Source organism: Stenotrophomonas sp. STM01 (assembly GCF_014852135.1).
GTDB classification, from domain to species: Bacteria; Pseudomonadota; Gammaproteobacteria; order Xanthomonadales; family Xanthomonadaceae; genus Stenotrophomonas; species Stenotrophomonas capsici.
Genome location: NZ_JACVBA010000002.1, coordinates 662,822 through 689,433 on the forward strand (window position 1 = coordinate 662,822; position 26,612 = coordinate 689,433).

Below are 26,612 nucleotides of genomic sequence, written 5' to 3' on the forward strand. Positions count from 1 at the left end.
CGGGGCTTTTGTTTTGCGGCAGCAACGAGCCTGCCCGCGGGGCCGGTGGACCCCACTCCTGCACCTCGGGCGGTTCTGTGGCTTCGCGGCCGAGGCCGCTCCTACCAGGCCGCCAGCCCTCAGATGGCGTCGGGCTGGTTTTCCGGGCGGGCGGCATCGAAGGCCGGCAGCGCCAGGCAGGCTTCCTCGATGCGGCACAGGGTCGGGTACGGGGCCAGGTCCAGGTGGAAGCGGCGGGCGTTGTACAGCTGCGGGATCAGGCAGCAATCGGCCAAGCCCGGTTCGGCGCCATGGCAGAACCGGCCGGTGTCGAACGACCCCACCAGCATCGTCTCCAACGCCCCCAGGCCGGTACGCATCCAGTGCAGCGTCCATTCGTCGCGCTCGGGTTGCGGCACGTTCCACTCGCGGTCGAAGAACTGCATCACCCGCAGGTTGTTGAGCGGATGGATGTCGCAGGCCACCTGCTGGGCAAGGGCACGCACGCGGGCGCGACCACCGGCATCGGCCGGCAACAGCGCCGGCTGCGGATGCACTTCGTCCAGGTACTCCAGGATGGCCATCGACTGGGTCAGCACGCGCTCGCCGTCACGCAGCGTCGGCACCAGTTCCTGCGGGTTGAGCGCGGCATAGTCCGGGGCATGCTGCTGCCCGCCGTCGCGCACTAGGTGCACGGGAATCAGCTCGTAGGCCAGCGCCTTGAGGTTCAGGCCGATGCGCACGCGATAGGCGGCGCTCGAGCGCCAGTAACTGTAGAGCTTCAGCCCCGCTTCCATGTCTGTTCCCCCTGTCGCTTGCACACAACATAACCGTTGCGGGTGAGGGACACCTTCACCCGCAATTCGATAACGGCGGCGATGCCGCCGGATTCAGGGCAGCGGCGCGTGTTCGATGCGCTGTTCGATCGCACCAAAAATGCTGTTGCCGTCACGGTCCAGCATTTCAATGTGGACCACGTCACCAAAACTCATGAACGGCGTGGACGGCTTGCCGTCACGCAGTGCCTCGACGGTGCGCTGCTCGGCGAAGCAGGAGGCGCCCAGCGAGGTGTCCTCGTTGGCGATGGTGCCCGAACCGACGATGGCACCGGCCGACAGCGGACGGGTCTTGGCGGCATGCGCCACCAGCTGGGCGAAGTTGAACTGCATGTCCACGCCGGCTTCCGGCGCACCGAACCACTTGCCGTTGATGTGGGTGACCAGCGGCAGGTGCACCTTGCTGTCCTGCCAGGCCGCACCGAGCTCGTCCGGGGTCACGAACACCGGGCTCAGCGCAGAGCGCGGCTTGGACTGCAGGAAGCCGAAGCCCTTGGCCAGCTCGGCCGGGATCAGGTTGCGCAGGCTGACGTCGTTGACCAGGCCCACCAGCTGGATGTGGCCGGCGGCCTGGGCCGGGGTCACCGCCATCGGCACGTCGTCGGTGATCACCACGATCTCGGCTTCCAGGTCGATGCCGTAGTCCTCGCTGACCACCTTGACCGCGTCGCGCGGGCCGTAGAAGCCGGCGCTGGTGGCCTGGTACATCAGCGGGTCGGTGTAGAACGACTCGGGCACCTCGGCGCCGCGCGCCTTGCGCACCCGCGCCACGTGCGGCAGGTAGGCACTGCCGTCGACGAACTCATAGGCGCGCGGCAGCGGCGCGGCCAGCGCCTGCATGTCCAGGTCGAACGCGCCATCCACGTCGCCGGCATTGAGCTGCTCGGACAGGGCGTTCAGGCGCGGGGCGAGGTTGGACCAGTCCTCCAGCGCCAGCTGCAGGGTGGCGGCAATGCCGGTGGCCCGCACGGCGCGGGTCAGGTCACGCGAAACCACGATCAGGGTGCCGTCGCGGCCGCCTTCCTTCAGGGAACCAAGCTTCATGGGAACGTCCAGTCTGCGGAGTAAACAAGTTTCAATTGTAATGAATATGCCAGCGGCGACCAGCGCCACGGGAATGCTGAACAGGCAGTTTTGTGCCGCCGGCGACAATCCCCTAGACTATCGCGGTCTGCCAGCGGCCGTCCGTTTCCCTTGAGGGACCGCCGGCGGTGCAGGATCGCCGGCCCCGCCGGATCCGCCCGCCCGCCCCTACTCCGACGCCTTTCGTCACGCATTCCGGCCTGCGCACCGCGCTGGTCGCGCCAATTTTCTCGCAGCGCGGTTTACGGGAACGCTCCGAGTCAGCCGATCGAATCGATCAGCACCGCCATTCCATTCGGTCTGGCGCGATTTCCATCTGGAGTTCCCAATGTCGTTTGAAAACCTGGGCCTTGCGCCCTTCCTGCTGCGCGCGCTCGCCGAGCAGGGCTACGAAAACCCGACCCCGATCCAGGAGCAGGCGATCCCGCTGGCACTGGACGGGCATGACCTGCTGGCCGGCGCACAGACCGGTACCGGCAAGACCGCCGCGTTCGGCCTGCCGCTGCTGCAGCACCTGGGCACCGCGCCGCAGAGCGTGGGCAACGGCCCGCGCAAGCCGCGCGCACTGATCCTGGCGCCGACCCGCGAGCTGGCCACCCAGGTGCATGACAGCCTGCGTGGCTACAGCAAATACCTGCGCATCCCCAGCGCCTGCATCTACGGCGGCGTCGGCATGGGCAACCAGCTGGACGTGCTGCGCCGTGGCGTGGACCTGCTGGTGGCCTGCCCGGGCCGCCTGATCGACCACTTGGAGCGTCGCAGCGTCGACCTGTCGGGCATCGAGATCCTGGTGCTGGACGAAGCCGACCGCATGCTCGACATGGGCTTCTTGCCCTCGATCAAGCGCATCCTGGCCAAGCTGCCGCGCCAGAACCGCCAGACCCTGCTGTTCTCGGCCACGTTCGAGGAGAGCATCAAGCAGCTGGCGCTGGAGTTCATGCACAACCCCAAGCAGATCCAGGTGACGCCGCAGAACACCGTGGCCGAGACCATCACCCACCGCGTGCACCCGGTCGATGGCGGCCGCAAGCGCGAGCTGCTGCTGCACCTGCTGGCGCAGGATTCGCGCGTGCAGACGCTGGTGTTCGGCCGTACCAAGCACGGCTGCGACAAGCTGGCCACGTTCCTGGAGAAGTCCGGCATCAAGACCGCCGCCATCCACGGCAACAAGAGCCAGGGCCAGCGCCTGCGTGCGCTGGGTGACTTCAAGGCCGGCCGCGTGACCGTGCTGGTGGCCACCGACATCGCCGCGCGCGGCATCGACATCAACGAGCTGCCCAAGGTCATCAACTACGACCTGCCGATGGTGCCGGAAGACTACGTGCACCGTATCGGCCGCACCGGTCGCAACGGCTCCACCGGCGAGGCGATCTCGCTGGTGGCGCAGGACGAGGCCAAGCTGCTGCGCCAGATCGTGCGCCTGCTCGACCGCGACATGGACATCCGCGACGTGCCGGGCTTCGAGCCGCAGACCCCGATCCGCTGGGGCATCAGTGCACCGGGCAAGGCCGAAGTGCCGGGCGGCCACAAGACCCCGCGCCGTGGCAACGGTGGCCATGGCCAGCGTCGCTCCAACGGCGACGCCCCGCGCGGCGGCCGTGGCGGCCAGGCCAAGCCGGGCGCCCCGCGCGCCGCGGGAAACGGCCAACGCAATGGCGGCAACGGCCAGCAGCGCCGTGACGGCCACCCGGGTGGCGGCCAGCGTCGTGGCGGCGGTCGTGGCCAGGGCGGTGGGCAGAGCCGTACCAGCGCCTGATCTGCAGTAGCGGATCCGAGCTAAAAAAAAGCCGGCGCATTGCGTCGGCTTTTTTGTTGGTTGGGATCTTCGGGTGATGGGAACTGCTGCCTGCGGCCTGCCCTCTCCCCAACCCCTCTCCCGCGGGCGGGAGAGGGGCTTTGGCTCGTCATTGGTTGGGCTTGGGAGAGGAGCCTTGGCTCCTCAGTGATTCGACTTTGCAGCGGGCCTTGGTCCCGGGCTACTCCCCGCGCTGGCGTGGCGGGGTCAACTGGTTGGACTGCAACAAGGCATTGAGCAGCAGGCGTTCGGTGCCATGCCAGTACTTGCGGTGCGCCGGGTCATCGGCGAACACCACCACATTGCCGCTGCCGGTCGGCACCACCTGCAGGTAGCTGGAGCCGGACACGCGCGCGCGGTTGGCATCGGAGAGGTAGCCGTTCACCAGCGGCTCCGGATCGATGTTGACCACGTTGAGGAAAGCGTTCTTCACCGGCTCCAGCACCAGGCCACCTTCCTTGTTCACCCAGATCCTGCGCTGCTGCACGCCAAAGCCCAACGGATGGGTCGGATCGATGTCGGCACTGAGGATGTTGCCGCTGACCCGCCCCAGCGCGAACACGTCACGCACGGTGCCGAAATCCAGCCGTTCGCCGTCGTCCCTGCCGTCGCCGGCACGCAGCCTGGCTTCCACCAGCCCCTTGTCGATGGCCCAGCGCGCGCCGCTGCCGTAGACCACCAGCGAGCCGCCCGCGCTGATCCAGCGCTTGAGCGCGGCGATGCCGGCCTCGCTGACCGTGGCATAGGTGCCGCCGGACAGCACGATGGAGGTGTAGCGCGACAGGTCCACGCTGGCCAGCTGTACGGGGTCCAGCTTGGAGGACGGCAGCCCCAGGGCCTGGTCCAGTGCGAACCAGGCCGAACCGATCTCGGTGGGCGACACGCCCTCGCCCATCACCAGCGCGATGCTCGGCGCACGCAACACCCGCACGTTGTCGCTGCCCAGGTCGATGCCGCCGGCGCTGCGACCGCTGGCCAGGGCATGCACGGTGACACCGGCGTCCTGTGCGCGCGCCAGCACCCTGGCCCGAAGGGCATCGGCATCAAGCGTCTGACCGGCGACCGGGATCACCACCGCGCCATGGCCGAAGGCCACCTCGCCCGATGCCGTGGCCGCGGTGAAGGGCTGGTGCGCGGTGCGCAACCGCACCCCGTCGCGCAGCAACCCACCGATCAGGCGATAGCTGCCGAAATCCCGTGCATCGGCAACGTAGGCAAAGCCCGCACGGCCGCCACTGATGCCCCCCTGCGCCTGCGGAACGCCATCCACCACTGCACCGGCCGGCAAGGCACCGCGGCTGGCCGCGTAGCGCAGCCCGTAGGCTGCGGCCACGGCGTAGGAGGTTCCGCTGTAGAACACGTCGCCCTTCACCGGCGGCGTGAACTCGAAGATCGCATGGGCCAGCCGGAACTGCGGTTGTCGCGCCGGCACCACGTAGGCCGAACCGGCCTGGAAACGCTTGCCATCGACCTCGACATCGCGGGCCAGCGCGTGCACCTGGATGCGATGCTGGAGCAGCACGGCCAGCAAGCGGTGGGCGAGCGTGGGGTCGGCGGCATCACCGAACACCCAGTCCCGCACCGGGTAGGCCGCTGCCTGCGTCAACGCGCTGCGGAAGAAGTCCTTCTGCAAGGCGAGCAGACGCACCCGGTCCTCGACCGCCCCGCGCACACTGGCCAACCCGGTCGCGACCTGGTTGCGGATGGTGAAGTTGAAATGCAGCGGGCCGTTGAGCGACTCCTGCACCAACCCGCGCGAGCTGGCCTGCTCCACGGTGACGCCGACGCCGCCGTGGAAGTCCGGATAGGTGGAGCCGTAGATCGGCGAGAAGTTGTCGAAGTTCTCGCCGGTGTAGTACAGCGAACCCAACGCATCGAGCGCCTGCGCATGGAAGCGCGCCAGCCAGTGGTTGGCCGCGTACGAGGACTTCGGCAGCAGCGGGCTTTCCATGCTCTTCGGCGAGGGCTCGAAGTAGTAGGTGCTGTCCTTGCCCATCTCGTGGAAATCGATCTGGATGTTCGGGTACCAGCGATGGAACTGCGCGACCTTGGGCCAGCTGTCGGCCTGTGCCAGGGCCAGCCAGTCGCGGTTGAGGTCGGTGAAGTAGTGGTTGACGCGGCCACTGGGGAACGGTTCGACGTGCTCCTTGTCGGCCGGGTCGGCCGACGGCGGGCGCGACCCCCAGGCGTTGTGCCAGTTGGCGGCGCGGTCGCGCCCGTCGGGGTTCTGCGCCGGATCGATCACCACCACCGCCTCGTCCAGCCAGCGCGCGGTTTCCGCGTCCTGGTTGGCGGCCAGATAGTACGCCGTGAGCAGGGCCGCCTCGGCACTGGAGGTCTCGTTGCCATGCACGCTGTAGCCCAGCCAGACCACCGCTGGCGTGTCGGCGCCCGGGGCCGTATGCGCCGGGTCCACCTGCGCCTGCCGCTGCGCCAGGATCTGCGCGTGGCGCGCATGGTTGCGCGGCGAAGTGATGGTCACCAGCAACAGCGGGCGATGTTCGTAGCTCTGGCCGATGATCTCGACGGTGATCCGGTCCGAAACACGCGCCAGTTCGTTGAAGTACGCCACCAGCTGATCGTGCCGGGTGTACTGGCTGCCGATGTCGTAACCGAGGAACTGCTGCGGCGAGGGCACCTTCGCTTCGAACTGCTGCGCGGTTGGAAAGTAGTAGCTGGATTGGGCGAAGGCCGGTGTTGCGCTGACAGCTGCCGCGAGCAACAGGACAAGGACAAGGCGGAATGACATGGGCGACGGATTCCCCGGTTGTTTGGCACGGATCGCGAACGGTGCCGGCTGTTCACTTCTCCCACGCGCGGGAGAAGCTGCCCCGCAGGGGCGGATGAGGGCGCCTCGGGCGTTGGGTTGTGGCGCCCGGGGGTGGATGGAGCCGAGCCACTCCGGGTACCCGTCCTGCCCTCACCCCAACCCCTCTCCCGCTAGCGGGAGAGGGGCTTGAGTCAATGAGCAAGGCTCCCGCATGCAGGAGAGGGGCCCACGGTCAGAAGCGGTAGTCGAAGCCCACCGTGTAGTAGCGGCCGCGCAGGTCGTACTGGCTGAAGTCGTACGGTGCGCGCACGCCCGGGAAGGTCGCATCATGGGGCGGCTGACGGTCACCGATGTTCTGCACCTTGGCGTAGACGGTGAGTTTGTCGATGCCGGTGTAGCCCAGGTACAGGTCGAACTGGCTGTAGCTGGCCACCTCCTTCTGCACCGCCTTGGCCGCGGCGCTGCCTTCCTGGTCATAGCCGCTGGTGTAGTACCAGGTCAGCGCGGTGCGCCAGTCGCCCAGCGCCCAGTCCAGCGTGGTGGTGGCCTTGGTATCGGGCAGGGACGGGCCGAGGTTGGAGCCGGCGTAGTCCACCAGCGGGCCGCCGGTGACCTGCGGGCGCTTGTAGTCGATGACATAGGTCAGCGCCGAGGACAGGCCGAACGTACCCAGGCGCGCGGTGGACCAGCCCTGGCGCAGTTCCACGTCGATGCCGGAGGTCTCCAGCTCGCTCAGGTTCTGGTAGCGGTTGTAGACGGCCAGCAGCTTGCCGCGCGCATCACGCAGCACGTTGGCCGGGTTGTTCTCGGCCACCAGCGTGGTGGTGTTGCCGCTGCCGATCAGGTTGTCCAGCTTGATGCGGTAGTAGTCCACGCTCAGGCTGGTGCGCTGCCACGGCGAGAGCACGATGCCGGCGTTGAAGCTGCGCGTGCGCTCCGGGTCCAGGTTGTTGTTGCCGACGGTGAAGAAGGTCGGATTCTGCCGCGAACCGGCCACGTCCGGATCGTGCGGATCGACCACCGAGCCGTAGGCGATGCTGGTGGAGGCCGAGTTCTCCGACAGCGACGGTGCGCGGAAACCGCGCGAGGCCGCGGCGCGGACCAGCAGCCAGTCCAGCGGCTGCCAGCGCAGCCCCAGCTTGGGCGAGAACGCATTGCCGAAGTCGCTGTAGTGGTCCGCGCGCGCGGCGGCCTGCAGCTCCAGCGTGCTGTGCAGCGGCACGTTCAGTTCGGCGTAGGCGGCGCTGACCTTGCGCTCGCCGTGCACCTCGGCAATGGCCGGACGCACCTGCAGGCCGGCATCGATCTGCCAGGGGTTGTCGGAGTCCAGCGTTTCCTGGCGCCATTCGGCGCCGGCGGCGAAGCCGATGGTGCCGGCCCAGGTCGTGCCCAGCGTGCCGGAGACCTTGGCATCCAGGCCCTTGAGCACCGAATCAGCCGGGCGCAGCGTGCTCAGGCCGATGGCCTTGAGCACGGCCGGGTCGGTCGCCGACGGGTTGAGCAGGTTGTAGCTGCCCGACGCGAGCGCGTCGTACAGCGCCCAGCGGTTGGCGAAGCCGCCGGAGACGGTTTCACGCTCCTTGCTCGCGGCCTGGAATGCTCCCACTTCCCAATCCCACTTCTCGCCGCTGCCACGCAGGCCAACCACGCCGCGATAGGCCTGCGAACGATTGGTCTTGAGGGTGCCACCGAGGTTGAAGAACGTGTACTCGATCGGCACGTCCACGCCGTACGGGTTGTACGGGTTGCCGGCGGGCAGGGTCGAACGCACCGGCTCGGCCAGCCCGGTGTCGGCGTTGAGCGCGAAGCGCCCGCTTTCCAGGGTGAAGAACGGGCTGGAGCCGAACCAGGACACGCCCTTGATGTCGCTGTAGATCACTTCGGCGAACGCATCGACCGAATCATTCAGGCGCAGCGTGCCGTTGACGTAGGCCTGCCAGCGCTTGGTCGACGGGATCAGCGTGGTGTATGGCGCCTGGTTGAACGCACAGGTATCGCCGGCCAGGCCGTCGATCGGTGCACTGGCGGTGAGCACCGTGCCTTCCGGGCAGTTGCCGCTGGCATCGAGCATCGGCACCGACTTGCCGTCGACCAGGTAGCGCGCGCCCTTGGCCGACCAGCCGTTCCAGCGGCCGCCAGCGAGGTCGGTGTAGATGCCCGAGCGGGTCAGCGCACGCTGGTCCTGGTCCAGGCGGTCGCGGTTGTAGCCTTCCAGCGAGACCAGGATGTTGTAGCCATCCGTGTCCAGGTCGCCGATGCCACCGATGAACTTGACGTTCTGCTGGTCCAGGCCGCCGGCCTCGGAGGTGCCGCCGCTGACGCCCAGCTCGGCGCCTTCGAAGCCCTGCCGGGTGATGATGTTGACCACGCCGGCCACCGCATCGGAACCGTACACGGCCGAGGCGCCGTCCTTGAGCACTTCGATGCGCTCCACCGCCACCAGCGGCAACGCGTTGAGGTTGACGAAGGTGTCGGACAGGCCACCGGACGGGAAGCCATAGTTGGCCAGGCGGCGGCCGTTGAGCAGCACCAGCGTGTTCTTCTGCGACAGGCCACGCAGGCCGATGCCGGCCGAGCCCGAGGCCCAGCCGCTGTTGCTGGTTTCGTTGGCGGCGTTGCCGGTGTTGGCGGAGATGGAGCGCAGCAGGTCGGCGACTGTGGCCTTGCCGGATTCCTCCAGCTGCTGGCGTTCGATCACCTGCACCGGGTTGGCGGTCTCGGTGTCGCTGCGCTTGATGTTGGAGCCGGTGACTCGCACCGCCTCCAGCGTCTTGCTGTCGTTGGCGGCCTCGGCGAAGGCGTGGGGGGAGAGCGCCGCGGCGGCAGCCGCGACGGCGATGGCAAGCAGGGAACGATTGGGCATGAGCTCGGGGGGGAGGAAGCGGAAATTGCCCGGCAAGTAGGACATGCGCGGTAAATGTCCGGCCAATAACCTCCGCTCATCCACACATGACGAAAAGTTACATCTCTTCATCAAGATGGATGAATATATGAAAACCTGCGTCCGCGGCCCGCATCGGACCGGCCGGCACGTGGCCTGTCAGCGCCCTACAATTGCGCGCATGGATATTTTCAAGGTTTTCACCCTCGAAGCCGCACACCGGCTGCCCAACGTGCCGCCGGGCCACAAGTGCGCACGCCTGCACGGCCACTCGTTCCGCGTGGAACTGCGGGTCAGCGGCGAACCGGGCGCCGACACCGGCTGGATCATGGACTTCAGTGACCTGAAGGCCGCTTTCCAGCCGCTGTATGACCAGTTGGACCATCACTACCTCAACGACATCCCCGGCCTGGAGAACCCGACCAGCGAGCGCCTGGCCATGTGGATTTGGGAACGCTTGAAGCCTTCGCTGCCGCTGCTCAGTGAAGTGGTGGTGCATGAGACCTGCACCTCCGGCTGCAGCTATCGCGGCAGCTGAAGGGCGCCAGCCCTGCCGTAGGCGCGGCCTCGGCGGCGAAGCCAGTACAGGCACCGGCCCGCCCACTTGCATCGGCGGCGCATCACTGCCGACATCCGGCACCGCGCCAAGCGCTCCCCCCTCCCCTCCGCCTGCGGCGAAAGGGCAGGGAAATGGCGCGCAAAACTGAATGGGTCAGAAAAATCCGTCCCGCGGTGTTGCGCTGCGCAAAATCCGCGCTATGCTGCAACGCAACAAAGACCCTCCGGAACGCCGTGATGTCCGCCCAGTTCAACGATTTCAGCAGCTACACCCAGCAGCTCGCCGCCGCGGCCAACCGCGCGAACCGGCTGACGCTGGAGAATGCCGAAAGCGTGTTCGGGGTGCAGCTGCGCACCCTGGAACGGAACACCAATGCCACCGCGGGCTTCTTCGGTGAGCTGGCCCAGGCCGGCGCCCAGGCCGACCTGCAGGCGTTGCTGCCCAAGGGCATGCAGTTGGCACGTGACAACTTCGAGCGCCTTGCCTCGGCCGGACAGGAAGTGATCGGCCTGAACCTGAAGACCAGCGAGGCGCTGGGTGCACTGGCCAGCCAGCCGTTCACCGCCACGCCCAAGGCCAGCGGCAAGACGCGCTGAACCTGCAACCGAATTTGCGCGGTCCCCTCCCCCGCGCAATCCCAGACCCGTCAGCATCCCCTCCCGCTGACGGGTCTTTTTTTGCCCGTCCGTTGCCGCCACCGGCCTGCCTTGCAGGAGGCAGTGACGCGCGGGCGGCGCGGCAATGCGCCTGCGGTGGCAAAATCACCGGTCCCGTCGCGGTTAGACTCTCACGATGTTCAGCACCAACACGCTTACCGGCAGCAAGCCGGAACAGTACGCCCAGCTGCTGGCCCAGGCCCGCGCCCTGGTACACGGCGAAACCGACCGGATCGCCAACGCGGCCAACCTGTCGGCGCTGGTCTACCACGCACTGCCACAGTTGAACTGGGTGGGTTTCTACTTCTACGACGGCACCGAACTGGTGGTTGGGCCATTCCAGGGCCTGCCGGCCTGCGTGCGCATCCCGCTGCACAAGGGCGTGTGCGGCGCGGCGGCCAGCACCCGCCAGACCCAGCGCATCGAGGACGTGGATGCGTTCCCGGGCCATATCGCCTGTGACTCGGCCTCGCGTTCGGAACTGGTCGTGCCGCTGGTACGCGATGGCGAACTGGTCGGCGTGTTCGACATCGACAGCCCGGTGCTGGCGCGCTTCGATGGTGATGACCAGCTCGGGCTGGAAGCCATCGCGCAGGTTTTCGTCGAGGCGCTGCGGTGAGCACCATCAAGCTGCGCAACATCGGCCCGAAGAGCGCGGCCTGGTTGCGCCAGGTCGGCCTGCGCACCGAACAGGACATCGCCGCGGTCGGTGCGGTGGGCGCCTTCATGAAGGTGCGCCGGGCCGGCTTCAAGCCCAGCCTCAACCTGCTGTATTCGCTGGAAGGCGCGCTGGTGGGCTGCCACTGGCAGGAGGTCCCCGAGGCACGCCGGCAACAGCTGGTCTGCGAGTACGAAGCGGTGGCCGGCGAGCTGACCACGCTGCGCGCCGCGCAGGTGGCCGGCCCCGTGCACGAGACGCGCATGCAGCCGGACGACGAGCCCGAGGAAACCGGCGAGATCCGCTTCGGCGAGGAGTGAGCCACGCTTGTGCGCAGGAGCGGCCAAGGCCGCTCCCGCGACACCGTGTGTTGTCAGGACACGCCTGCCGCTACCACCAGCACCACCAGCAGCATCGTTTCGGTGACCTCGACGCTGGCGCCCAGGCAATCGCCGGAAATGCCCCCCAGCCGGCGACGCCAGTACAACGCCACCAGCGGCACCAGCAGCAGGGCGACCAGCAACGGCCAGGCGACGATCGCGGTGATCACCGCCAGCAGCACCGCCCACAGCCACATCGAACGCAGGCTCAGCTGCCATGAAAACCGCTCGGCCATGCCGGCGCCATGCAGCGAGGGCAACCGCCGGCTCCACCACAAGGTGCCCCAGCGGGCCCAGACCGGCACCAGCACGATGCCGTACCACAGCGGGCTGACCGCCAGCTCGGTCAGCAGCACGAACTTGAGCAGCAGCTGCATCACCAGCGTGACCACGCCGAACACGCCCATGTGCGGGTCCTTGAGGACCTCGAGGAAACGCTGCGGATCGCGATGCGATGCGCCGAAGGCGTCGGCCACGTCGCCCAACCCGTCCAGGTGCAGCGCGCCGGTCACCCACACCCAGACCAGCAGGGTCAGCATCCCGGCCAGCCACGGACGGTCGGCGAAGCCGTACAGCGGCAGCGCGAGCAGGACGCCGATGATCGCTCCCACCAACGGGTAGTACACCGCCGAACGGCTCAGGTCCTCCTGGCGGAAGTCCCGTACCTGCGGCGTCGGCAGCCGGGTCAGGAACTGGATGGCGAGGACCAGCCGGCGCATGCTCATGCCTGCCGCAACTCCAGCAGTTCGCCCCACAGGCGACCATCGTCGCCGCGCTCCACGCGCAGGCGCACGCGGGTGCCATAGTCGATGCGCATCGCCCACAACACCGACAACGGCATGCCGCACACGCGCGATACCGCCAGCCGCAGCACGCCGGCGTGGCTGACCACCAGCACCGGCTGGCCGTCACCGTCGTCCTCGTCCACCAGGCGATGCAGCTGCTCCTCCACGCGCGCCCGGAACTGCGGCCACGACTCGCCGTTGGGCGGCACCGTGTCGTGCGGTTCCTCGTAGAACGCGGCCAGCTGCTCGGCGGGCAGTTGGTCGAAGTGCAGGCCGTCCCAGTCACCGAAATCCAGTTCGGCCCAGTCCGGGTGGATCTCGCAGAACTGGTTGCTGCCGGCCACCAGCGCATGCGCGGTGTCCAGCGCGCGTCGGCGCGGCGAGCTGATCACCCGGCTCCAGCCGATGCCGGCATGGCTGCGGTACAGCGCATCCATCGCGCCGTCGATCAGAGGCGGGTCGGTACGGCCGTCCAGGTGGCCGGAGCGGCCGGTGGAGGCATGTCGCATCAGGTCCAGGATCATGGCGTGCCCTCCCGATCGGCGACCGCCGCCTCGGCAAAGGTGGCCATTCCGTTGTGCAGCGCGCACGCCATGCGCACCAGCGGCAACGCAAGCGCCGCACCGGAGCCCTCGCCCAGCCGCAGGTCCAGCGACAGCAGCGGCTGTGCCTGCAGCGCGTCCAGCAGGTGCAGGTGGCCACGCTCGGCCGACTGGTGCGAGAACAGCAGCCACGGGCGCACGCCCGGATTGATGCGTACCGCGGCCAGCGCCGCCGCCGAAACGATGAAGCCATCCACCAGCACCGGCACCCTGCGCTGCGCAGCGCGGATCATCGCCGCGCTGATCGCGGCGATCTCCAGCCCGCCCACGCGCTGCAGGGCTTCCATCCCGGGCGATGCCGCAGCGTTGATCGCCTCGCCGTGCAGGGCCAGCGCGCGGGCGATGATGTTCTTCTTCTGCACCATGCGCACCGCGTCCAGCCCGGTGCCGGCACCGACCAGGTCTTCCAGCGGCAGCGGCCCCAGCGCGGCGGCCAGCGCACTGGCGGCGGTGGTGTTGCCGATGCCCATCTCGCCGAACACCAGCAGGTCGGCACCGTCGGCACAGGCCGCATCCACCGCACGGCGGCCGGCGTCGAACACCGCGTGCAGATCCGCCGCGGACATCGCCGCCCCGACGCTGAAGTCGTCCGTGCCCGGCCGGGGCTTGTCGCTGACCACGCCGGCGATCGGCTGCGTGGCGCGGCTGCCCACGTCCCACACGTGCAACGGCAGGCCCAGCTCACGCGCCAGCACCGCGATGGCGGCACCGCCGGCGGCGAAGTTGTGCAGCATCTGCACGGTGACTTCGGCCGGATAGGCAGAGACGCCCTGCGCGGCCACGCCGTGGTCGCCGGCGAACACCAGCACCGGTACCCGCCGGGCCTGTGGCTGCGGCGTGCCCTGCAGCGCCGCCAGTTCGATGGCCAAGGCTTCCAGCCGGCCCAGCGCGCCTTCCGGCTTGGTCAGCTGCCGCTGGCGGGCGATGGCCTGCTGCCGGTGCTCCTGCGAAGGCAGCCCGCAGGCCTGCCCGAACCATGTTTCTGTCACGAGTGTTCCGATACTGCCAAGGCAATCTGGCATTTTAGCCGCCGCCACGGGATTGCGGACCGCCACGCCAGGGAACCCCGGGACACCGCGCATCAGGGCGTGATGTGCATTCACGGGCACCGTCAGGGCCAATGGCATAGAATGCGCGCACTTTCGGGTGACCCACCGGCCATGCTGGTGGGTTGAAACGGGAAGCCGGTGCCGCGCACGGCTGGATCTCCAGCCTGCCGCCATTCCGGCGCTGCCCCCGCAACGGTAAGCAGGACAAGGCCAGGCAACACCGCCACTGTGCAAGGCACGGGAAGGCGCCTGACCGGAAGCAGCCATGCTGCTTCGCCTGCGAGTCCGGAGACCGGCCCGAAAGCCGACTGGTTGCGATGCGGAGGGCATGGCGGCGGCTGCGGCGCCGTGCGCGCGCCTGCTTCCGTCCCTTCCCTCTCCTGGCAGCCCCACCCGTTTGTCTGCGCGGGAGCGCGCAGGCCCAGGAGCAAGCATGAAACTGCATTACCACACCCTCTCCCTCGCCGTGCTGATGGCGCTGCCGGCCGTTGCCGCCGCGCAGTCCAGGACCACCGACCTGGACGACGTCACCGTCACCGCCACCCGTACCCCGGTTGCCGTCGAGGCCAGCGTGGTCCCGGTGCAGCTGATCGACCGCGACCAGATCGACCGCAGCCAGGCCAACTCGGTGCTGGAGCTGCTGCGCGGCCGCGCCGGCCTGGACTTCGCCAACCAGGGCGGCACCGGCAAGATCACCTCGCTGTTCCTGCGTGGCACCAACTCCAACCAGGTGCTGGTGCTGGTGGATGGCGTGCGCGTGGGCTCGGCCACCAGCGGCATGGCCGCACTGCAGGACCTGCCGGTGGACCAGATCGAGCGCGTTGAAATCGTGCGCGGCCCGCGTTCGAGCTTGTACGGCTCCGAGGCCATCGGCGGCGTGATCCAGATCTTCACCCGCACCGCCGGCCAGGGCCTGCAGCAGAACCTGTCCATCACCGCCGGCAGCAACAACCTGCGCCAGGCCAGCGCCGGCTTCAGCAACCGTGGCGAGCGCGGCTGGATCTCGGCCCAGGGCGGCTACCAGAAGACCGATGGCATCAATGCCTGCCGCGGCACCGCCGCTGGCTGGGGCGCTGGCTGCTTCGCCGATGAGCCGGACCGCGACGGCTACCGCAACACCTCCATCAACGTGCGCGGCGGCTATGCGCTGACCGACACGCTGAGCCTGGAAGGCCACGTGCTCAACGCCGACAGCTTCAACGAATACGACGGCAGCATCTTCGGCGGCAACGAGGCCGACAACCGCCAGCAGGTCTACGGCGGCAAGCTGGCATGGGCCGCGTCCGATGCGTTCCAGCTGACCGCACAGGTCGGCCGCAACCGCGACCAGGCCGACAACTACTTCGCCGCCAACGGCAGCCGCACCTTCGCCAGCAATTTCGACACCCGTCGCGACACCGCCAGCGTGCAGGGCGACTTCCAGTTCGCCGAAGGCCAGCAGCTGACCGCCGGTGCCGATTGGCAGAACGACAAGGTCACCAGCTCCACCGCCTACGACATCGGGGACCGCGACAACCTCGGCGTGTTCGTCGAGTACCAGGGCCAGTTCGGCGCGCACTCGCTGCAGGCCAGCGTGCGCAATGACGACAACGAGCAGTTCGGCAACCACACCACCGGCAGCCTGGGTTACGGCTTCGCCTTCGGCAACGGCTTCCGCCTGACCGCCAGCGCCGGCACCGGCTTCAAGGCACCGACTTTCAATGACCTGTACTACCCGGGCTTCAGCAACCCGGACCTGAAGCCGGAAGAGTCCAAGAGCCTGAACATCGGCATCGCGCAGTACGCCGACAACTGGAACTGGACCTTGAACGCGTACGAAACCCGCGTGGACCAGCTGATCGGCTACGACAGCAGCTTCAACATCGTCAACGTCGCCGAGGCCCGCATCCGCGGCGCCGAGCTGACCGGCTACCTGTCGCTGGCCGGTTTCGACATCAACGCCCAGGCCAGCTTCACCGACCCGCGCGACCACACCTCCGGCGCGGCCACCTACGACAACCTGCTGGCCCGCCGCGCGCGCACCAGCGGTCGCCTGGACGTGGACAAGAGCTTCGGCCCGGTGCGCCTGGGCGTGACCGCGGCCGGCAGCGGCCACCGCTTCGACAACGCCGCCAACACGGTGCGTCTGGCCGGCTATGGCACCGTGGATGTGCGCGCTGAATACGCCATCAACGATGCATGGAGTGTCCAGGCCAAGGCCGCCAACGTGTTCGACCGCGCGTACGAAACCGTTGCCTGGTACAACCAGCCGGGCCGCGAGTACCAGCTGACGCTGCGTTACCGCTCCAAGTAATTACCAAGTAACGAGCAATGAAGAATGCCCCGGTTCGCCGGGGCATTTTTTTGGGTGTTATGGAGCAGGGCCGTGCTCCGCGGAGGCGTTACCGGCAAAGTCCCCGCCGATCATTCGTCGCAAGGCACCACCAGCGGTACGCCACGGGTGGGATGTTCGATCACGTGCACCGCCTGCCCGTACACCTGCCCGATGATGTCGCGGGTCAGCACCACACGTGGTGTGCCATCAGCAGCGATGCGGCCTTCGCACAGCATCACGATGCGGTCGGCATAGGCCGAGGCCAGATTGAGGTCATGCAGCACCACCACCACGCAGCGCCCCTGCCGGGCCAGTTCACGGGCACTGTGCAACGTGCGCTCCTGATGGCGCAGATCCAGCGCGGCGGTGGGCTCATCCAGCAACAGCACCGGCGCGCACTGCGCCAACGCGCGTGCCAGCGAGGTGCGCGCGGCCTCGCCGCCGGACAACGTCTGCACGTCGCGGCCGGCCAAGGCACCCACCTCCACTTCGGCCATGGCCTGCGCGGTGATGCGTGCGTCCTGTTCGCGGTCAGGCGGATGCGGCAAGCGCCCCATCGCCACCACCTCGTGCACGCTGAAGGCGAACCGCACCACGTGATCCTGCGCCATCACCGCACGCTGCAACGCCAGTTCGCGCACCGGCCAATCCGCCAGTGCACGCCCGGACAACAACGCGCTGCCCTGGTCTGGCACGGCATCACCGGCCAGCAACGCCAGCAAGGTTGATTTGCCTGCGCCATTGGGACCCACCAGCGCGGTAAGCGTGCCGGCTTCCAGGCGCAGGCTCACCCCGGACAGCACCCGGCGATTGCCCCGCATCACCCCGGCGTTGCGCAGCTCCAGTAACGGCGTGCTCATGCCGCCCCCCGGCCACGCCTGTGCAGCACCAGCCACAGGAAGAACGGTGCACCCAGTGCCGCCGAGAACAGGCCCAGCGGAATTTCCGAAGGCGGATCGAGCGTGCGCGCGGCGGTATCGGCCACCACGATCAACAACGCGCCGGTCACGCCCGACAGCGGCAGCAACCAACGGTGTCCCGGGCCGGCGAGCATGCGCACCAGGTGCGGCACCACCAGCCCGACGAAGCCAATGCTGCCGGCGAATGCCACCGCCGCGCCCACCAGCAGCGCGCTGAACACCACCAGCAGTAGCCGCGTGCGTGGCACGTCCAGACCGATATGGCGCGCCTGGCGCTCGCCCAGGGCCAGCATGTCCAACGGCGTCGCCAGGCGCCACAGCGCCAGCAAGCCGACCAGGAACACCGGTGCCACCGCTGCCACGTCGTTCCAGCGCGCGTGCGCCAGCGAGCCCATCTGCCAGAACACCAGCGACTGCAGTTCGCTCTCGCTGGCGATGTAGGTCAGGAAGCCAACCGCCGCCGAGCAGGCCGCACCGATGGCGATGCCGACCAGCAGCAATGTGGCAGTGCCCTCACCGCGCCCGGGCCGCGCCAACAGGTAGATCAACGTGGTGGCACCAGCGCCACCGAGAAAGGCTGCGAGGGGAATGAGCCAGGCGCCCAGCGTTCCGGCGCCAAGCACGATGGCGGCCACCGCACCCAGCGATGCGCCCTGGCTGACGCCGACGATGCCCGGGTCGGCCAGCGGGTTGCCGAACAATCCCTGCAGGGCGACGCCGGCCATCGCCAGCGACGCACCCACCAGCGCTCCCAGCAGCGCACGCGGGATGCGCAGCTGCCAGACCACGCCCATGTCGCGGGCGCTGACCGTGTGCGGATCGGCCAGCCCGAACCGGGCGGCGATGGCCTGCAGGACGTCGGCAGGCGGCAGCTTCAGCGGGCCGACGGCGAAAGACAGCAGCACCGCGGCCAGCAGCACCGCCGCCAACAACACCAGCAACAGCGCACCGTTTGATCGCCGCACCTGCCCGGCGATCATCCGCGCGCGAGTTCGGCCAGGGCCTGCGCCAGCGCCAGCGCGCCCGCGCCGGAGCCAACGCTGGTGGCCTTCAGCGCGATGTCCGGCATCACCCAGACGCGGTTGGCGGCACCGGCCGGCGTATGCCGCAGGGTCGGATACGCCTTCCACAACCCGGCTTCACCGCCGAACAGGCGCAGGTCGTTGTCGGTCACCAGGATCACCTCCGGTGCTGCCGCCACCACGCCCTCGTTGCTGAGCTGCGAGTAATTGGCCACCCCGGCCTCCTCGCCGATGTTGATGCCGCCGGCCAGCGTGATGAGCTGGTTGGCCGCGCTGTCGGCGCCGGCGACGGTCGGCAATCCTCCCGCACCGCTGGCCGACAGCGCGATCACGCGCGGACGCCGTGGGTTGTGCGCAGCCATGGCCGCGGCCTGGTCCATCTGCGCCTGCACCTGCATGGCGAGTGCCTGCCCCTGCACGGGCAGCCCGACAGCCTCGGCCACCTTGCGCACCTTGTCCGGCGGCGGCTGCAGGTCATCGATCACCACCGCCGCATGCCCGGTGGCACGCAGGCGCTCGGCCAGCACGCCATGGCGCCGTAGGCTGTTGCCCAGGAACAGGCTGCCGTCCAGGCTGAGCACGCCTTCCACGCCGGTGGTGCGGTTGAACAGGAAATGCTTCTCGGCGGCCTTGCCGGCCGCGGTGGCCGAGCGCTCGGGCGCGGCGTAAAGGTTGTCCGCCAGGCCCAGCGCTTCGAGCACGGCGATCACGTCGTCGCCGCCGGCCACGATGCGGCCGACGTCGCGAACCTCCACCTCGGCACCGTCGTCGGAGCGTACCCGCGCCGGCAGCCGCGGCGTGGCCGCCGTGGCTTGCGGGACATCCTGGCCGGCCACGCGCTTCCAGCCCTGCGGCAAGCCAGCGGTGTCGGCGCCGCCGCCAGCGGTTGCCGAGGGCGTGGGTGATGCCGGCGTGGGCGATGCCGGCGTAGGCGATGGGGCACGGTTGCAACCCACTGCCAGCACCGCCAGCAGCAGGCCCAATCCCGTTGGCAGGATGGTGGAGTTCTTCATCAGGGGTTCCTCGTTGGTGGCGCTTGCGCGCGCGGTCCGTGCCACGGCAAGCCCTTTCATGGCAGGGCGGGAGATGCCGTCGCCGGCACCTCCCGCATGCCCGCACGACGTCGCGTGCCGGCGTGGCGGTTACTCCCGGGTCGGGATGAAGCGGGTGATGCGATCACCCTTGGCATCGTCCTCGCCACGCGACTTGTTGATCGCGAACATCGCCGTGCCCGGGCCCTTGCTGACGTGGTTCGGGTAGGTGCCACCATCGAGGTTGGCGACGATGTTGCCGGCCTCGTCCACCACCGTCACCGTGCCGGCACCGCGGTTGCTGACATACGCCAGGCGCGTGGCCGGGCTGTAGGACACGTTCAACGCACCGGCACCGACGTAGACATCGTGCTCGACCTTGCCGCTTTCCGGATCGACCACCAGCAGGTTGTCGCTGCCCTGCGCGACCACCAGCAGACGCTTGGCCAGCGGGTTCCAGGCCACGCCGATCGCGCTGCGCGCGTTGCCCAGCGCGATCACCTTCTCCACCTTGCCCGCGGCTCCGTCGATGATCGCCGCCTCGGCCGAGCCGAGGCTCGCGGTGTACACCTTGCCGGTGGCCGGATCGATGTCCAGGCTGGTCGGGGTGAAGCTCTCGCCGCGCTTGCCCGAAGCCAGGGTGATGTTGTCCAGCTGCTGCAACGTGCGCGTGTCGAACACGCTGATGAAATCCTCGCCGGTCGCCGAGACATAGGCACGATTGCGCTGCGGGTCGATGACCACGTCACGCGAATGCGACACCGCCCCCACCGGGAACTGCTTGACCAGCGCCAGGTCCGACTGGCGGTACACGGCGACCGTGTCCTGGCGGGTGTTGGTCACCCACACGTTGCCATGGGTGTCATCCACGCCGACCCCGTACACGGCGAACACCCCGCCTTCGCGCGCGGGCTGGCCCGGTTGCGCGGCCGGTGCCGGTGCCGCCTGCGGCGAGACGCGGGCCAGGACCTGCAGGGTTTCCGGGTCGACCTTGAGCAGTTCGGACTGCTTCACCGGTGGGCGGCCCACCGCGCTGGTCACGAACGCGGCCTTGCTCGCGGGGCTGTAGGCCACCTGGTACAGGCCCTGCACCAACCGGTTGCTGGCGGCCTGGATGCGCTCCTGGCCGGACAGTGGCACCTCCCGCGAAACCTTCAGCGCGAAGATCGACGCCGCGTCCGGGCTGCTGGCGCGCACCACGATGGGTTGCGCGCCGACGGCCGCATCGGCCGGGATGCGCAACGTTCCCCGGAACCGGCCTTCGCCATCGGCCACGTAGGGTTGCGCGTTGAGCACGCTGTCACCGCGTTGCAGGGTGACCTTCTGCCCCGGCGTGAAGCCGCTGCCCTCGATGCCGGTTTCACTGCCCGGCAGCACCACCGGCGCGGTCGCGCGGACGCTGCCCTTGAAGTCGACGTCGGGCTGGCCGAATACCTGTGCGCCGGCGGCGCCGGTCGCAAGCAGCAGGGCCAGGCCGAGCACGGCCGGGCGCGGGAAACGGGAAGGGATGACTGCCATGGCGCATTACCTCATCGATCGATGCACGCCCTTGGCGTGCGGGTGGGGTGATTGCCTGGGCCATGACGCGGCCTGGGTTGTCTGGCGGGCGGCGCATCGACCGCCGTGTGCGAAGGTCGGCCGCGGTTGCGGCTCAGGGACGCGGCTCGCCGCTGCGGTCGCCGATGCCGGCCACCCGATGCAGGGTGCGCATCAACGAGGCGCGGAACATCGGCCCGTGGCTGAGCCCGTCGAACTCGATGTACTCGGTGTCCAGTCCCGGCACCTGCTGCAGTCGCGTGCCCAGCGCGGTGGCGGCCCCGGAGGGCGCGCCGGAGATGCGCTTGAGGTGGGCCTGCACCCGCGGGTTGCCCATGTCGCGGTTGCTGAAGTCCGGCGTGCGCTCGCCGCCGCCGAGCATCAGCAGCAGGCGTGCGTGATGGCCGGCATTGTTGGCGATGAACTGCCGTTCCGGTGCGCCGAGCATCGCGCCCTGCGTCCACCACAACGATGGACTGGCCGCGGCATAGGTCTGGAACGCCCCGGCGCGGGTGTACAGCGCGTGCAGCACGAACAGGCCGCCGAGGGAATGCCCCCACAGCGTCTGCCGGCTGGCGTCCAGCGCGGCCCGGCGCGCCACTTCCGGCCGGACCTGGCGTTCCAGGACGTCCAGGAAGGCATTGGCGCCCCCGCCGGAGACGGTGCCATCCTCGCCTTCATCGGCGAACGGCGTGTAATCACGGGTGCGTGCCGGCGAGTCGATGCGCAACGGGTTGTCGTAGCCGACGAACACCAGCAGGCTCGGCGTGGTCCGCGCCAGTTCTTCCAGCACGCTGTCATCGAACTCGATCAACGCCGCATTGCCGTCCAGCATCCAGATCGCCGGGAAACCCGCGGCCGGCGCCTTGCCGGCCGGGATCCCCAGGTTCACCCGCCAGCGACGGCTGCCGTCGGCGCTGCTCACCACGAACCGCTCGAAGCGGTAGTGCGCGGAGCTGCGGTCGGCCACCGTCTCGCCGATCACCTGTGCGGGATTGCGCTGCTGTGCCGCCAACGGCGGCGCTGCCAGCAGCGTCGCCGTTGCAATGATCACCATGGCCATCACCGCCATGGCACGGCGCAGCGCGCCGTACGTACCCCTGTGCATCGCCACCGCCCTCAGAAGCCGACCGTCAGGTTGACCCAGTAGCTGCGGCCCGGCTCGTTGTAGGTGGCCGCGCCCGCACCGGTGGCGCTGGTGCTGGTGGTGCCTTCGCGGAACAGGCGCTTGTCGAACAGGTTGTTCACGCCGCCACCCACGCGCACCTTCGGGGTGATCCGATACTGGCCACCCAGACTCCACAGGTCATAGGCACCGCGCGTGTCCGGCGGCAGCACCGCACCGGTGGTGCTGGACTGCGTGGCCGACTCCTGCTTGCCGTAGAAGGTGCCGGTCAGCATGAACGACAGCTGCGTGTTCACCTGCCAATCCAGGAACGTGTTGATGGTGTACTCGGGGATGATCGACAGCGGCTGGTCGGTGGTCTTGTCGACGTTCTCGATCATCCAGGTGACATTGGTGTTCCACGACAGCACGTCGCCGCCGCCGACCAGCGGCACCTTCAGGTTGCCTTCCACGCCGCGGATGATCGCCTCCGGCGCATTGGTCCACTGGAACACCTGGCCCTTGGTGTCGTTGGTCACGCCGATGCGCTCCTGGCCGGCGACGATCTTGTCCTTGTAGTCGTTGTGGAAATAGGTGACCGAGGCGTGCCAGCCGTTGTCCGGCGCCCACTCGATGCCGATCTCCTTGTTGATGCTGGTTTCCGGGTCCAGGTCGGCGTTGCCCATCACATAGCAGCCCGAGCCCATGTTCGGGCTCAGCACCGGACAGCCATTGCCACGCGTGTAGTACAGGTAGTCCGGGTTGGCCTGGTACAGGTTCGGCGCCTTGAACGCACGCGCCATGCCGCCCTTGATCGCCCAGTCCTGGGCCAGCTTGAACTGCACGTTGAGGCTGGGGCTGAGGTTGTTGCCGAACTGCGAGTGATGGTCGAAGCGCACGCCGGGGGTCACCGTCCAGCGGTCACCGAAGTACAGGTTGTCCTCGATGAACACCGCGGCGAACTGCTGGTCGGTCTTGCCGGTGCGCGCGCCGCCGTATCCCGGGATGCCACCGCCGCTGCTGGAGCTCTGCGTCACCGAGTACGGGTCATCCAGCTTCAGGTCGCGGTATTCGAAGCCGACCGTCGCGACCTGGTCGATGCCACCCCAGCCCAGCGGCACGTTGATCTCGCCGTCCACCCGCGCGGAGGTCAGCTCGGAGGTGGAGAAGCTGGCGTTGTCGTTGATCGAGCCTTCCGGTCCGCCGGCCAGGCCTTCGTTGAGGCGGGTGTTGTCGGTGTCCTCGTAGGCGGCGGTGATGCGCGAGGTGCCCCAGTCGTAGCGACCGCGATGGGTCAGGCCGAACGAACGGCGCAGCATGATGTTGGTCTCGGCGCCGAACAGGTCGTTCAGGCGCTGGAAACCGTCGCCGCTGACGCCGCGTTCACCGGAATAGATGTTGCCCTGGCGGCTGACGCTGGCATCCAGTTCGACCACGTGGTCGTCGTTGATGTCGTAGCGCAGCAAGCCGCTGATGTCGCGGTTGCGCACGCCCTCGCGGCCGGCCGGCGGGGTCACGCCGGTGGCGAAGTCCTGGTTGAGTTCCAGTGCATCCGGGTCGGTCTTGTTGATGTTGCCGAACAGCCGGAAGGACAGGCGCTCGCTGAGCGGGCCGGACAACTGGAAGCCAACGCGCTCGCTGTCCCCCTCGGCGCTGTGCTCGGCCTGGCTGCCGTACAGGGTGAGCGAACCGGTCAGGTCACCGGTCGGTTTCTTGGTGATGATGTTGACCACGCCACCGGAAGCGCCGGACCCGTAGCGCGCGGCGGCGGGGCCACGCAGCACTTCGATGCGCTCCACCGCTTCGGCCGGCACCCAGTTGCTGTCGCCGCGGCTGTTGCGTTCGCCGCTGCGCCCCATGCGCACCGAATCACGCGAGCTCACCGGGCGGCCGTCGATCAGGATCAGCGTGTTCTCCGGGCCCATGCCGCGGATGTCGATCTGGCGGAAATTGCCGTAGGCACCGGAGGCGGTATTGCCGGTGAGGTTGATGCCCGGCATGCGGCGGATCACTTCGGACAGGTCGTTGGCTGGCGGCAGGCGCTCCAGGTCCACCGAGGTGATCACCGAGGTGCCCAGCGCCTGGCGTGCGATCTGTTCGGCGGTGACATGCACGGTGTCGATGTCGGTCGCGGCGGCAACGCCCTCGGCGGCAGCCGGGCCGGCGACCAGGGCGGACAGGGCCAGCGCGACGGCCAGCGGGCGACGACGGGACAACAGGGCGCGCGCGGACAACCGCGACGAGGAACGACGGGACATGGCAAAGCCTCTCGACAGTGGGGTTGCGAACCTCTGGCGACGGCTTGAGGAACGGTGGATCGCGATGCAGCCACCGGGATCACACACCAGGCGCGCTGCTGAATGACGGGCAGTCTACACCAAATGATAATGATTATTACTAACTTTCAGGTGCGACAAATCACCGCGCGAGATAGAGCGCAGCCATGCGGCGCCGGGCTGTACCGGGAAAGCGCCTGCCGCGCGTGGCCCGGCACTATCGGCCGGTCATGCGAGGTGGCCCAGCAACTCCGGCAGTGCATCGATCACCGCCACCGCATCGGTGGCATCCAGGTCCAGGTCGCGCGGATAGCCGTAGCGCACCAGCACGATCGGCATGCCGGCGTTGTCGGCCGCGCCCAGGTCGGTGGCCGAATCGCCCACCATCAGGCAGGCCTGCACCGGCTGCCCGAGCAAGGCCGCGGTGTGCAGCAGGGGTTCGGCCGCGGGCTTGCGCTGCGGCAACGAGTCGCCCCCGATGATGTGCGCGAAGAAGCCCGCGATATCCAGGTGCTCCAGCAACGGCGGCACCAGCGCGGCCGGCTTGTTGGTGCAGATGGCCATCGGCAGGCCACGCTGGCGCAGTGCCTGCAGCGTCTCGACCACGCCCTCGTACAACTGCGGGCTGCGCAGCAGGCAATCGCGGTAATGGCGCATGAAGGTCGGCATTACTTCATCCAGCGTCCGCTCGCTGCCAGCGTCATTGAGCGCAGTGGTGACCAACTTGCGCACGCCTTCGCCAATCCAACTGCGCACCGTGGCCTCGCTCACACGTGGCAGCGAGAGATCTTCCAGCGTGCGGTTCACCGCTTCGGCGATATCGCTGGCACTGTCCACGAGCGTGCCATCCAGATCGAAAATCACTGCCGACGTTGCCAATGCATTACTCCGTTTGCGAAAGCAGAAGATTGTAGCGAAACGCCTGAAAACTCCCCCTTCTCCCGCAAGCGGGAGAAGGTGCCCCGAAGGGGCGGATGAGGGGCGCTTTTGATCTTCGCCCGCCAAAAGCTTCCCCTCACCCCAACCCCTCTCCCGCATGCGGGAGAGGGGCTCGAAACAAAAAATCTGAAAACCCTTCCTCCTCCCGCAAGCGGGAGAAGCTGTGTCGCAGAGAGCGCCCAACGCTGCGGCATCAACCCGCCGCTCATTTCAATCTTCACTCCATGCATTCCGAAACAGATCACCCTGCACCACCACGTCCTCGCGGTCACGGAAGCCCGACAGGCCCACGCCCACCAACCGGTACAAGGTGTCCGCCGGCAGCTGCACGCGCTGGCACAACGCCAATGCAATGTCGCGCAGCTCCTCCACCGACGAGGGCGGCGCTTCCGGGGTGAAGCTGCGGGTAAGGATGCGGAACTGCGCGGTCTTGAGCTTGAGCACCACGGTGTGCCCTACCCGCTCGGTGCGCCCCGTCGCGCGCCAGGTCTTCTCCGCCAGTTGCGTGATCACCTCGTCGAACCGGCCCAGCGGCAGGTCCTCGCTGAAGGTGTCCTCCGAGGAGATCGACTGCACGGGCTGGTCCGGCTCCACCGGCCGCTCGTCGATGCCACGCGCGCGCCGGTACAGGCTGCCGCCGAACGTACCGAACAAGGCCTGCAACTGCTCCAGCGGGATCGTGCGCAGGTCGCCGACGGTGGCGATGCCCAGCGCCGACAGCTTGCCTTCCATCACCTTGCCCACCCCGGGCACGCGGTTGACCGGCAGCGGCGTCAGGAACTGCTCCACCTTCGAGGGCGGCACCACGAACTGTCCATCCGGCTTGCGCCAGTCCGAGGCGATCTTGGCCAGGAACTTGTTCGGCGCGATGCCGGCCGAGGCGGTGAGCTGGGTGGCTTCGCGGATCTGCGCGCGGATGGTGCGGGCGATCTCGGTGGCGATGCCGTCGCAGGTCGGCGAGTCGGTCACGTCCAGGTAGGCCTCGTCCAGCGACAGCGGCTCCACCAACGGCGTGTGCTGCAGGAAGATCTCGCGGATCTGCCGGGACACCGCCTTGTAGCGGACGAAATCCGGCGGCACGAAGATCGCGTCCGGGCACAGCCGCTCGGCACGCAGCGCCGGCATCGCCGAGCGCACCCCGAAGGTGCGCGCCTCGTAGGACGCGGCGCAGACGACTGAACGGGCGCCCCGCCAGGCCACCACCACCGGCTTCCCGCGCAAACCGGGGTCATCGCGCTGCTCCACGGACGCATAGAAGGCGTCCATGTCGACATGGATGATCTTGCGAAGCTGGGCCACGACAACAGTCCGAAACGGTCGCCAACATGATAGCTGTTGTCGCTAAATGCACACTTGTCCTCACAATTGTGCAATTCAAAACGTTCCGTAACAGCCTTCTAACGGCTGCTAACTGCGCCGAACATACGCAACCGTCC

The 26,612-nt window shown here is 68.3% G+C and carries 21 protein-coding genes and 1 riboswitch; of the genes, 6 read left to right on the plus strand and 15 right to left on the minus strand.

Annotated elements, in window-relative coordinates:
• Nucleotides 1–119: 119 nt before the first annotated feature.
• A complete protein-coding gene (maiA, locus tag IB227_RS12890) occupies nucleotides 120–776 on the minus strand; it encodes a maleylacetoacetate isomerase (RefSeq protein WP_132865717.1) in 657 nt (218 codons plus the stop codon).
• Nucleotides 777–869: 93 nt separating this feature from the next.
• Entirely contained in the window at nucleotides 870–1,859 is a 990-nt protein-coding gene (locus tag IB227_RS12895) for a fumarylacetoacetate hydrolase family protein (protein WP_192287714.1), read from the minus strand.
• A 367-nt stretch (nucleotides 1,860–2,226) separates the two neighbouring features.
• Here IB227_RS12895 and IB227_RS12900 point away from each other — a divergent pair, with 367 nt between their 5' ends.
• Nucleotides 2,227–3,654, plus strand: coding sequence for a DEAD/DEAH box helicase (locus IB227_RS12900; protein WP_192287715.1), 1,428 nt, complete (start codon nucleotides 2,227–2,229; stop codon nucleotides 3,652–3,654).
• 220 nt (nucleotides 3,655–3,874) lie between these two features.
• Here the strand turns inward: IB227_RS12900 and IB227_RS12905 are convergent, their stop codons facing one another.
• A complete protein-coding gene (locus IB227_RS12905) occupies nucleotides 3,875–6,442 on the minus strand; it encodes a M14 family zinc carboxypeptidase (protein ID WP_192287716.1) in 2,568 nt (855 codons plus the stop codon).
• Between the two features lie 253 nt (nucleotides 6,443–6,695).
• On the minus strand, nucleotides 6,696–9,326 hold the full coding sequence (locus IB227_RS12910) for a TonB-dependent receptor (RefSeq protein WP_192287717.1): 2,631 nt from the start codon (nucleotides 9,324–9,326) through the stop codon (nucleotides 6,696–6,698).
• A gap of 199 nt (nucleotides 9,327–9,525) precedes the next feature.
• On the opposite strand from IB227_RS12910, the gene queD reads away from it, so the two are divergent.
• The 4 genes from queD to IB227_RS18645 all read left to right on the plus strand — a co-directional run bounded on the left by queD (nucleotide 9,526) and on the right by IB227_RS18645 (nucleotide 11,537).
• The gene (queD, locus tag IB227_RS12915) at nucleotides 9,526–9,882 is read left to right on the plus strand and encodes a 6-carboxytetrahydropterin synthase QueD (protein WP_132865722.1); all 357 of its coding nucleotides are present in this window, start codon (nucleotides 9,526–9,528) and stop codon (nucleotides 9,880–9,882) included.
• A gap of 257 nt (nucleotides 9,883–10,139) precedes the next feature.
• A complete protein-coding gene (locus IB227_RS12920; RefSeq protein ID WP_192287718.1) occupies nucleotides 10,140–10,499 on the plus strand; it encodes a phasin family protein in 360 nt (119 codons plus the stop codon).
• A gap of 196 nt (nucleotides 10,500–10,695) precedes the next feature.
• Entirely contained in the window at nucleotides 10,696–11,178 is a 483-nt protein-coding gene (locus IB227_RS12925) for a GAF domain-containing protein (protein ID WP_132865724.1), read from the plus strand.
• Nucleotides 11,175–11,537, plus strand: a complete 363-nt coding sequence (locus IB227_RS18645; protein WP_192287719.1) for a TfoX/Sxy family protein — start codon at nucleotides 11,175–11,177, stop codon at nucleotides 11,535–11,537. The genes IB227_RS12925 and IB227_RS18645 overlap by 4 nt, the downstream gene beginning before the upstream one ends.
• Nucleotides 11,538–11,590: 53 nt before the next feature.
• Here the strand turns inward: IB227_RS18645 and cobS are convergent, their stop codons facing one another.
• Genes cobS through cobT form a run of 3 tightly spaced genes read right to left on the minus strand, consistent with a single transcriptional unit; the run spans nucleotide 11,591 to nucleotide 13,973 of the window.
• Entirely contained in the window at nucleotides 11,591–12,322 is a 732-nt protein-coding gene (gene cobS, locus IB227_RS12935) for an adenosylcobinamide-GDP ribazoletransferase (protein WP_192287720.1), read from the minus strand.
• Nucleotides 12,319–12,906, minus strand: a complete 588-nt coding sequence (locus tag IB227_RS12940; RefSeq protein WP_192287721.1) for a histidine phosphatase family protein — start codon at nucleotides 12,904–12,906, stop codon at nucleotides 12,319–12,321. Before IB227_RS12940 ends, cobS begins: the two co-directional genes overlap by 4 nt.
• A complete protein-coding gene (gene cobT / locus IB227_RS12945; RefSeq protein WP_318639545.1) occupies nucleotides 12,903–13,973 on the minus strand; it encodes a nicotinate-nucleotide--dimethylbenzimidazole phosphoribosyltransferase in 1,071 nt (356 codons plus the stop codon). Before cobT ends, IB227_RS12940 begins: the two co-directional genes overlap by 4 nt.
• 138 nt (nucleotides 13,974–14,111) lie before the next feature.
• Nucleotides 14,112–14,349, plus strand: a riboswitch (cobalamin riboswitch).
• Nucleotides 14,350–14,466: 117 nt separating this feature from the next.
• On the opposite strand from cobT, the gene btuB reads away from it, so the two are divergent.
• Entirely contained in the window at nucleotides 14,467–16,326 is a 1,860-nt protein-coding gene (btuB, locus tag IB227_RS12950) for a TonB-dependent vitamin B12 receptor (RefSeq protein ID WP_192287723.1), read from the plus strand.
• A gap of 110 nt (nucleotides 16,327–16,436) precedes the next feature.
• Here the strand turns inward: btuB and IB227_RS12955 are convergent, their stop codons facing one another.
• The 8 genes from IB227_RS12955 to dinB form a co-directional block, all read right to left on the minus strand.
• On the minus strand, nucleotides 16,437–17,207 hold the full coding sequence (locus tag IB227_RS12955; RefSeq protein WP_192287724.1) for a heme ABC transporter ATP-binding protein: 771 nt from the start codon (nucleotides 17,205–17,207) through the stop codon (nucleotides 16,437–16,439).
• A complete protein-coding gene (locus tag IB227_RS12960) occupies nucleotides 17,204–18,247 on the minus strand; it encodes an iron ABC transporter permease (RefSeq protein ID WP_192287725.1) in 1,044 nt (347 codons plus the stop codon). Before IB227_RS12960 ends, IB227_RS12955 begins: the two co-directional genes overlap by 4 nt.
• Nucleotides 18,244–19,302: an ABC transporter substrate-binding protein gene (locus IB227_RS12965; RefSeq protein WP_192287726.1), complete on the minus strand. Its 1,059-nt coding sequence runs from the start codon at nucleotides 19,300–19,302 to the stop codon at nucleotides 18,244–18,246. Before IB227_RS12965 ends, IB227_RS12960 begins: the two co-directional genes overlap by 4 nt.
• A 129-nt stretch (nucleotides 19,303–19,431) precedes the next feature.
• Nucleotides 19,432–20,838 carry an ATP-binding protein gene (locus IB227_RS12970; RefSeq protein ID WP_192287727.1) on the minus strand — a complete coding sequence of 469 codons (1,407 nt, stop codon included), beginning with the start codon at nucleotides 20,836–20,838 and terminating at the stop codon, nucleotides 19,432–19,434.
• A gap of 133 nt (nucleotides 20,839–20,971) precedes the next feature.
• A complete protein-coding gene (locus tag IB227_RS12975) occupies nucleotides 20,972–21,919 on the minus strand; it encodes an alpha/beta hydrolase-fold protein (RefSeq protein ID WP_318639549.1) in 948 nt (315 codons plus the stop codon).
• Between the two features lie 56 nt (nucleotides 21,920–21,975).
• Nucleotides 21,976–24,219, minus strand: a complete 2,244-nt coding sequence (locus IB227_RS12980) for a FepA family TonB-dependent siderophore receptor (RefSeq protein ID WP_192287728.1) — start codon at nucleotides 24,217–24,219, stop codon at nucleotides 21,976–21,978.
• Between the two features lie 246 nt (nucleotides 24,220–24,465).
• The gene (gph, locus tag IB227_RS12985) at nucleotides 24,466–25,116 is read right to left on the minus strand and encodes a phosphoglycolate phosphatase (protein WP_225591818.1); all 651 of its coding nucleotides are present in this window, start codon (nucleotides 25,114–25,116) and stop codon (nucleotides 24,466–24,468) included.
• A gap of 270 nt (nucleotides 25,117–25,386) precedes the next feature.
• Entirely contained in the window at nucleotides 25,387–26,475 is a 1,089-nt protein-coding gene (gene dinB, locus IB227_RS12990; protein WP_192287729.1) for a DNA polymerase IV, read from the minus strand.
• Nucleotides 26,476–26,612 lie beyond the last annotated feature (137 nt).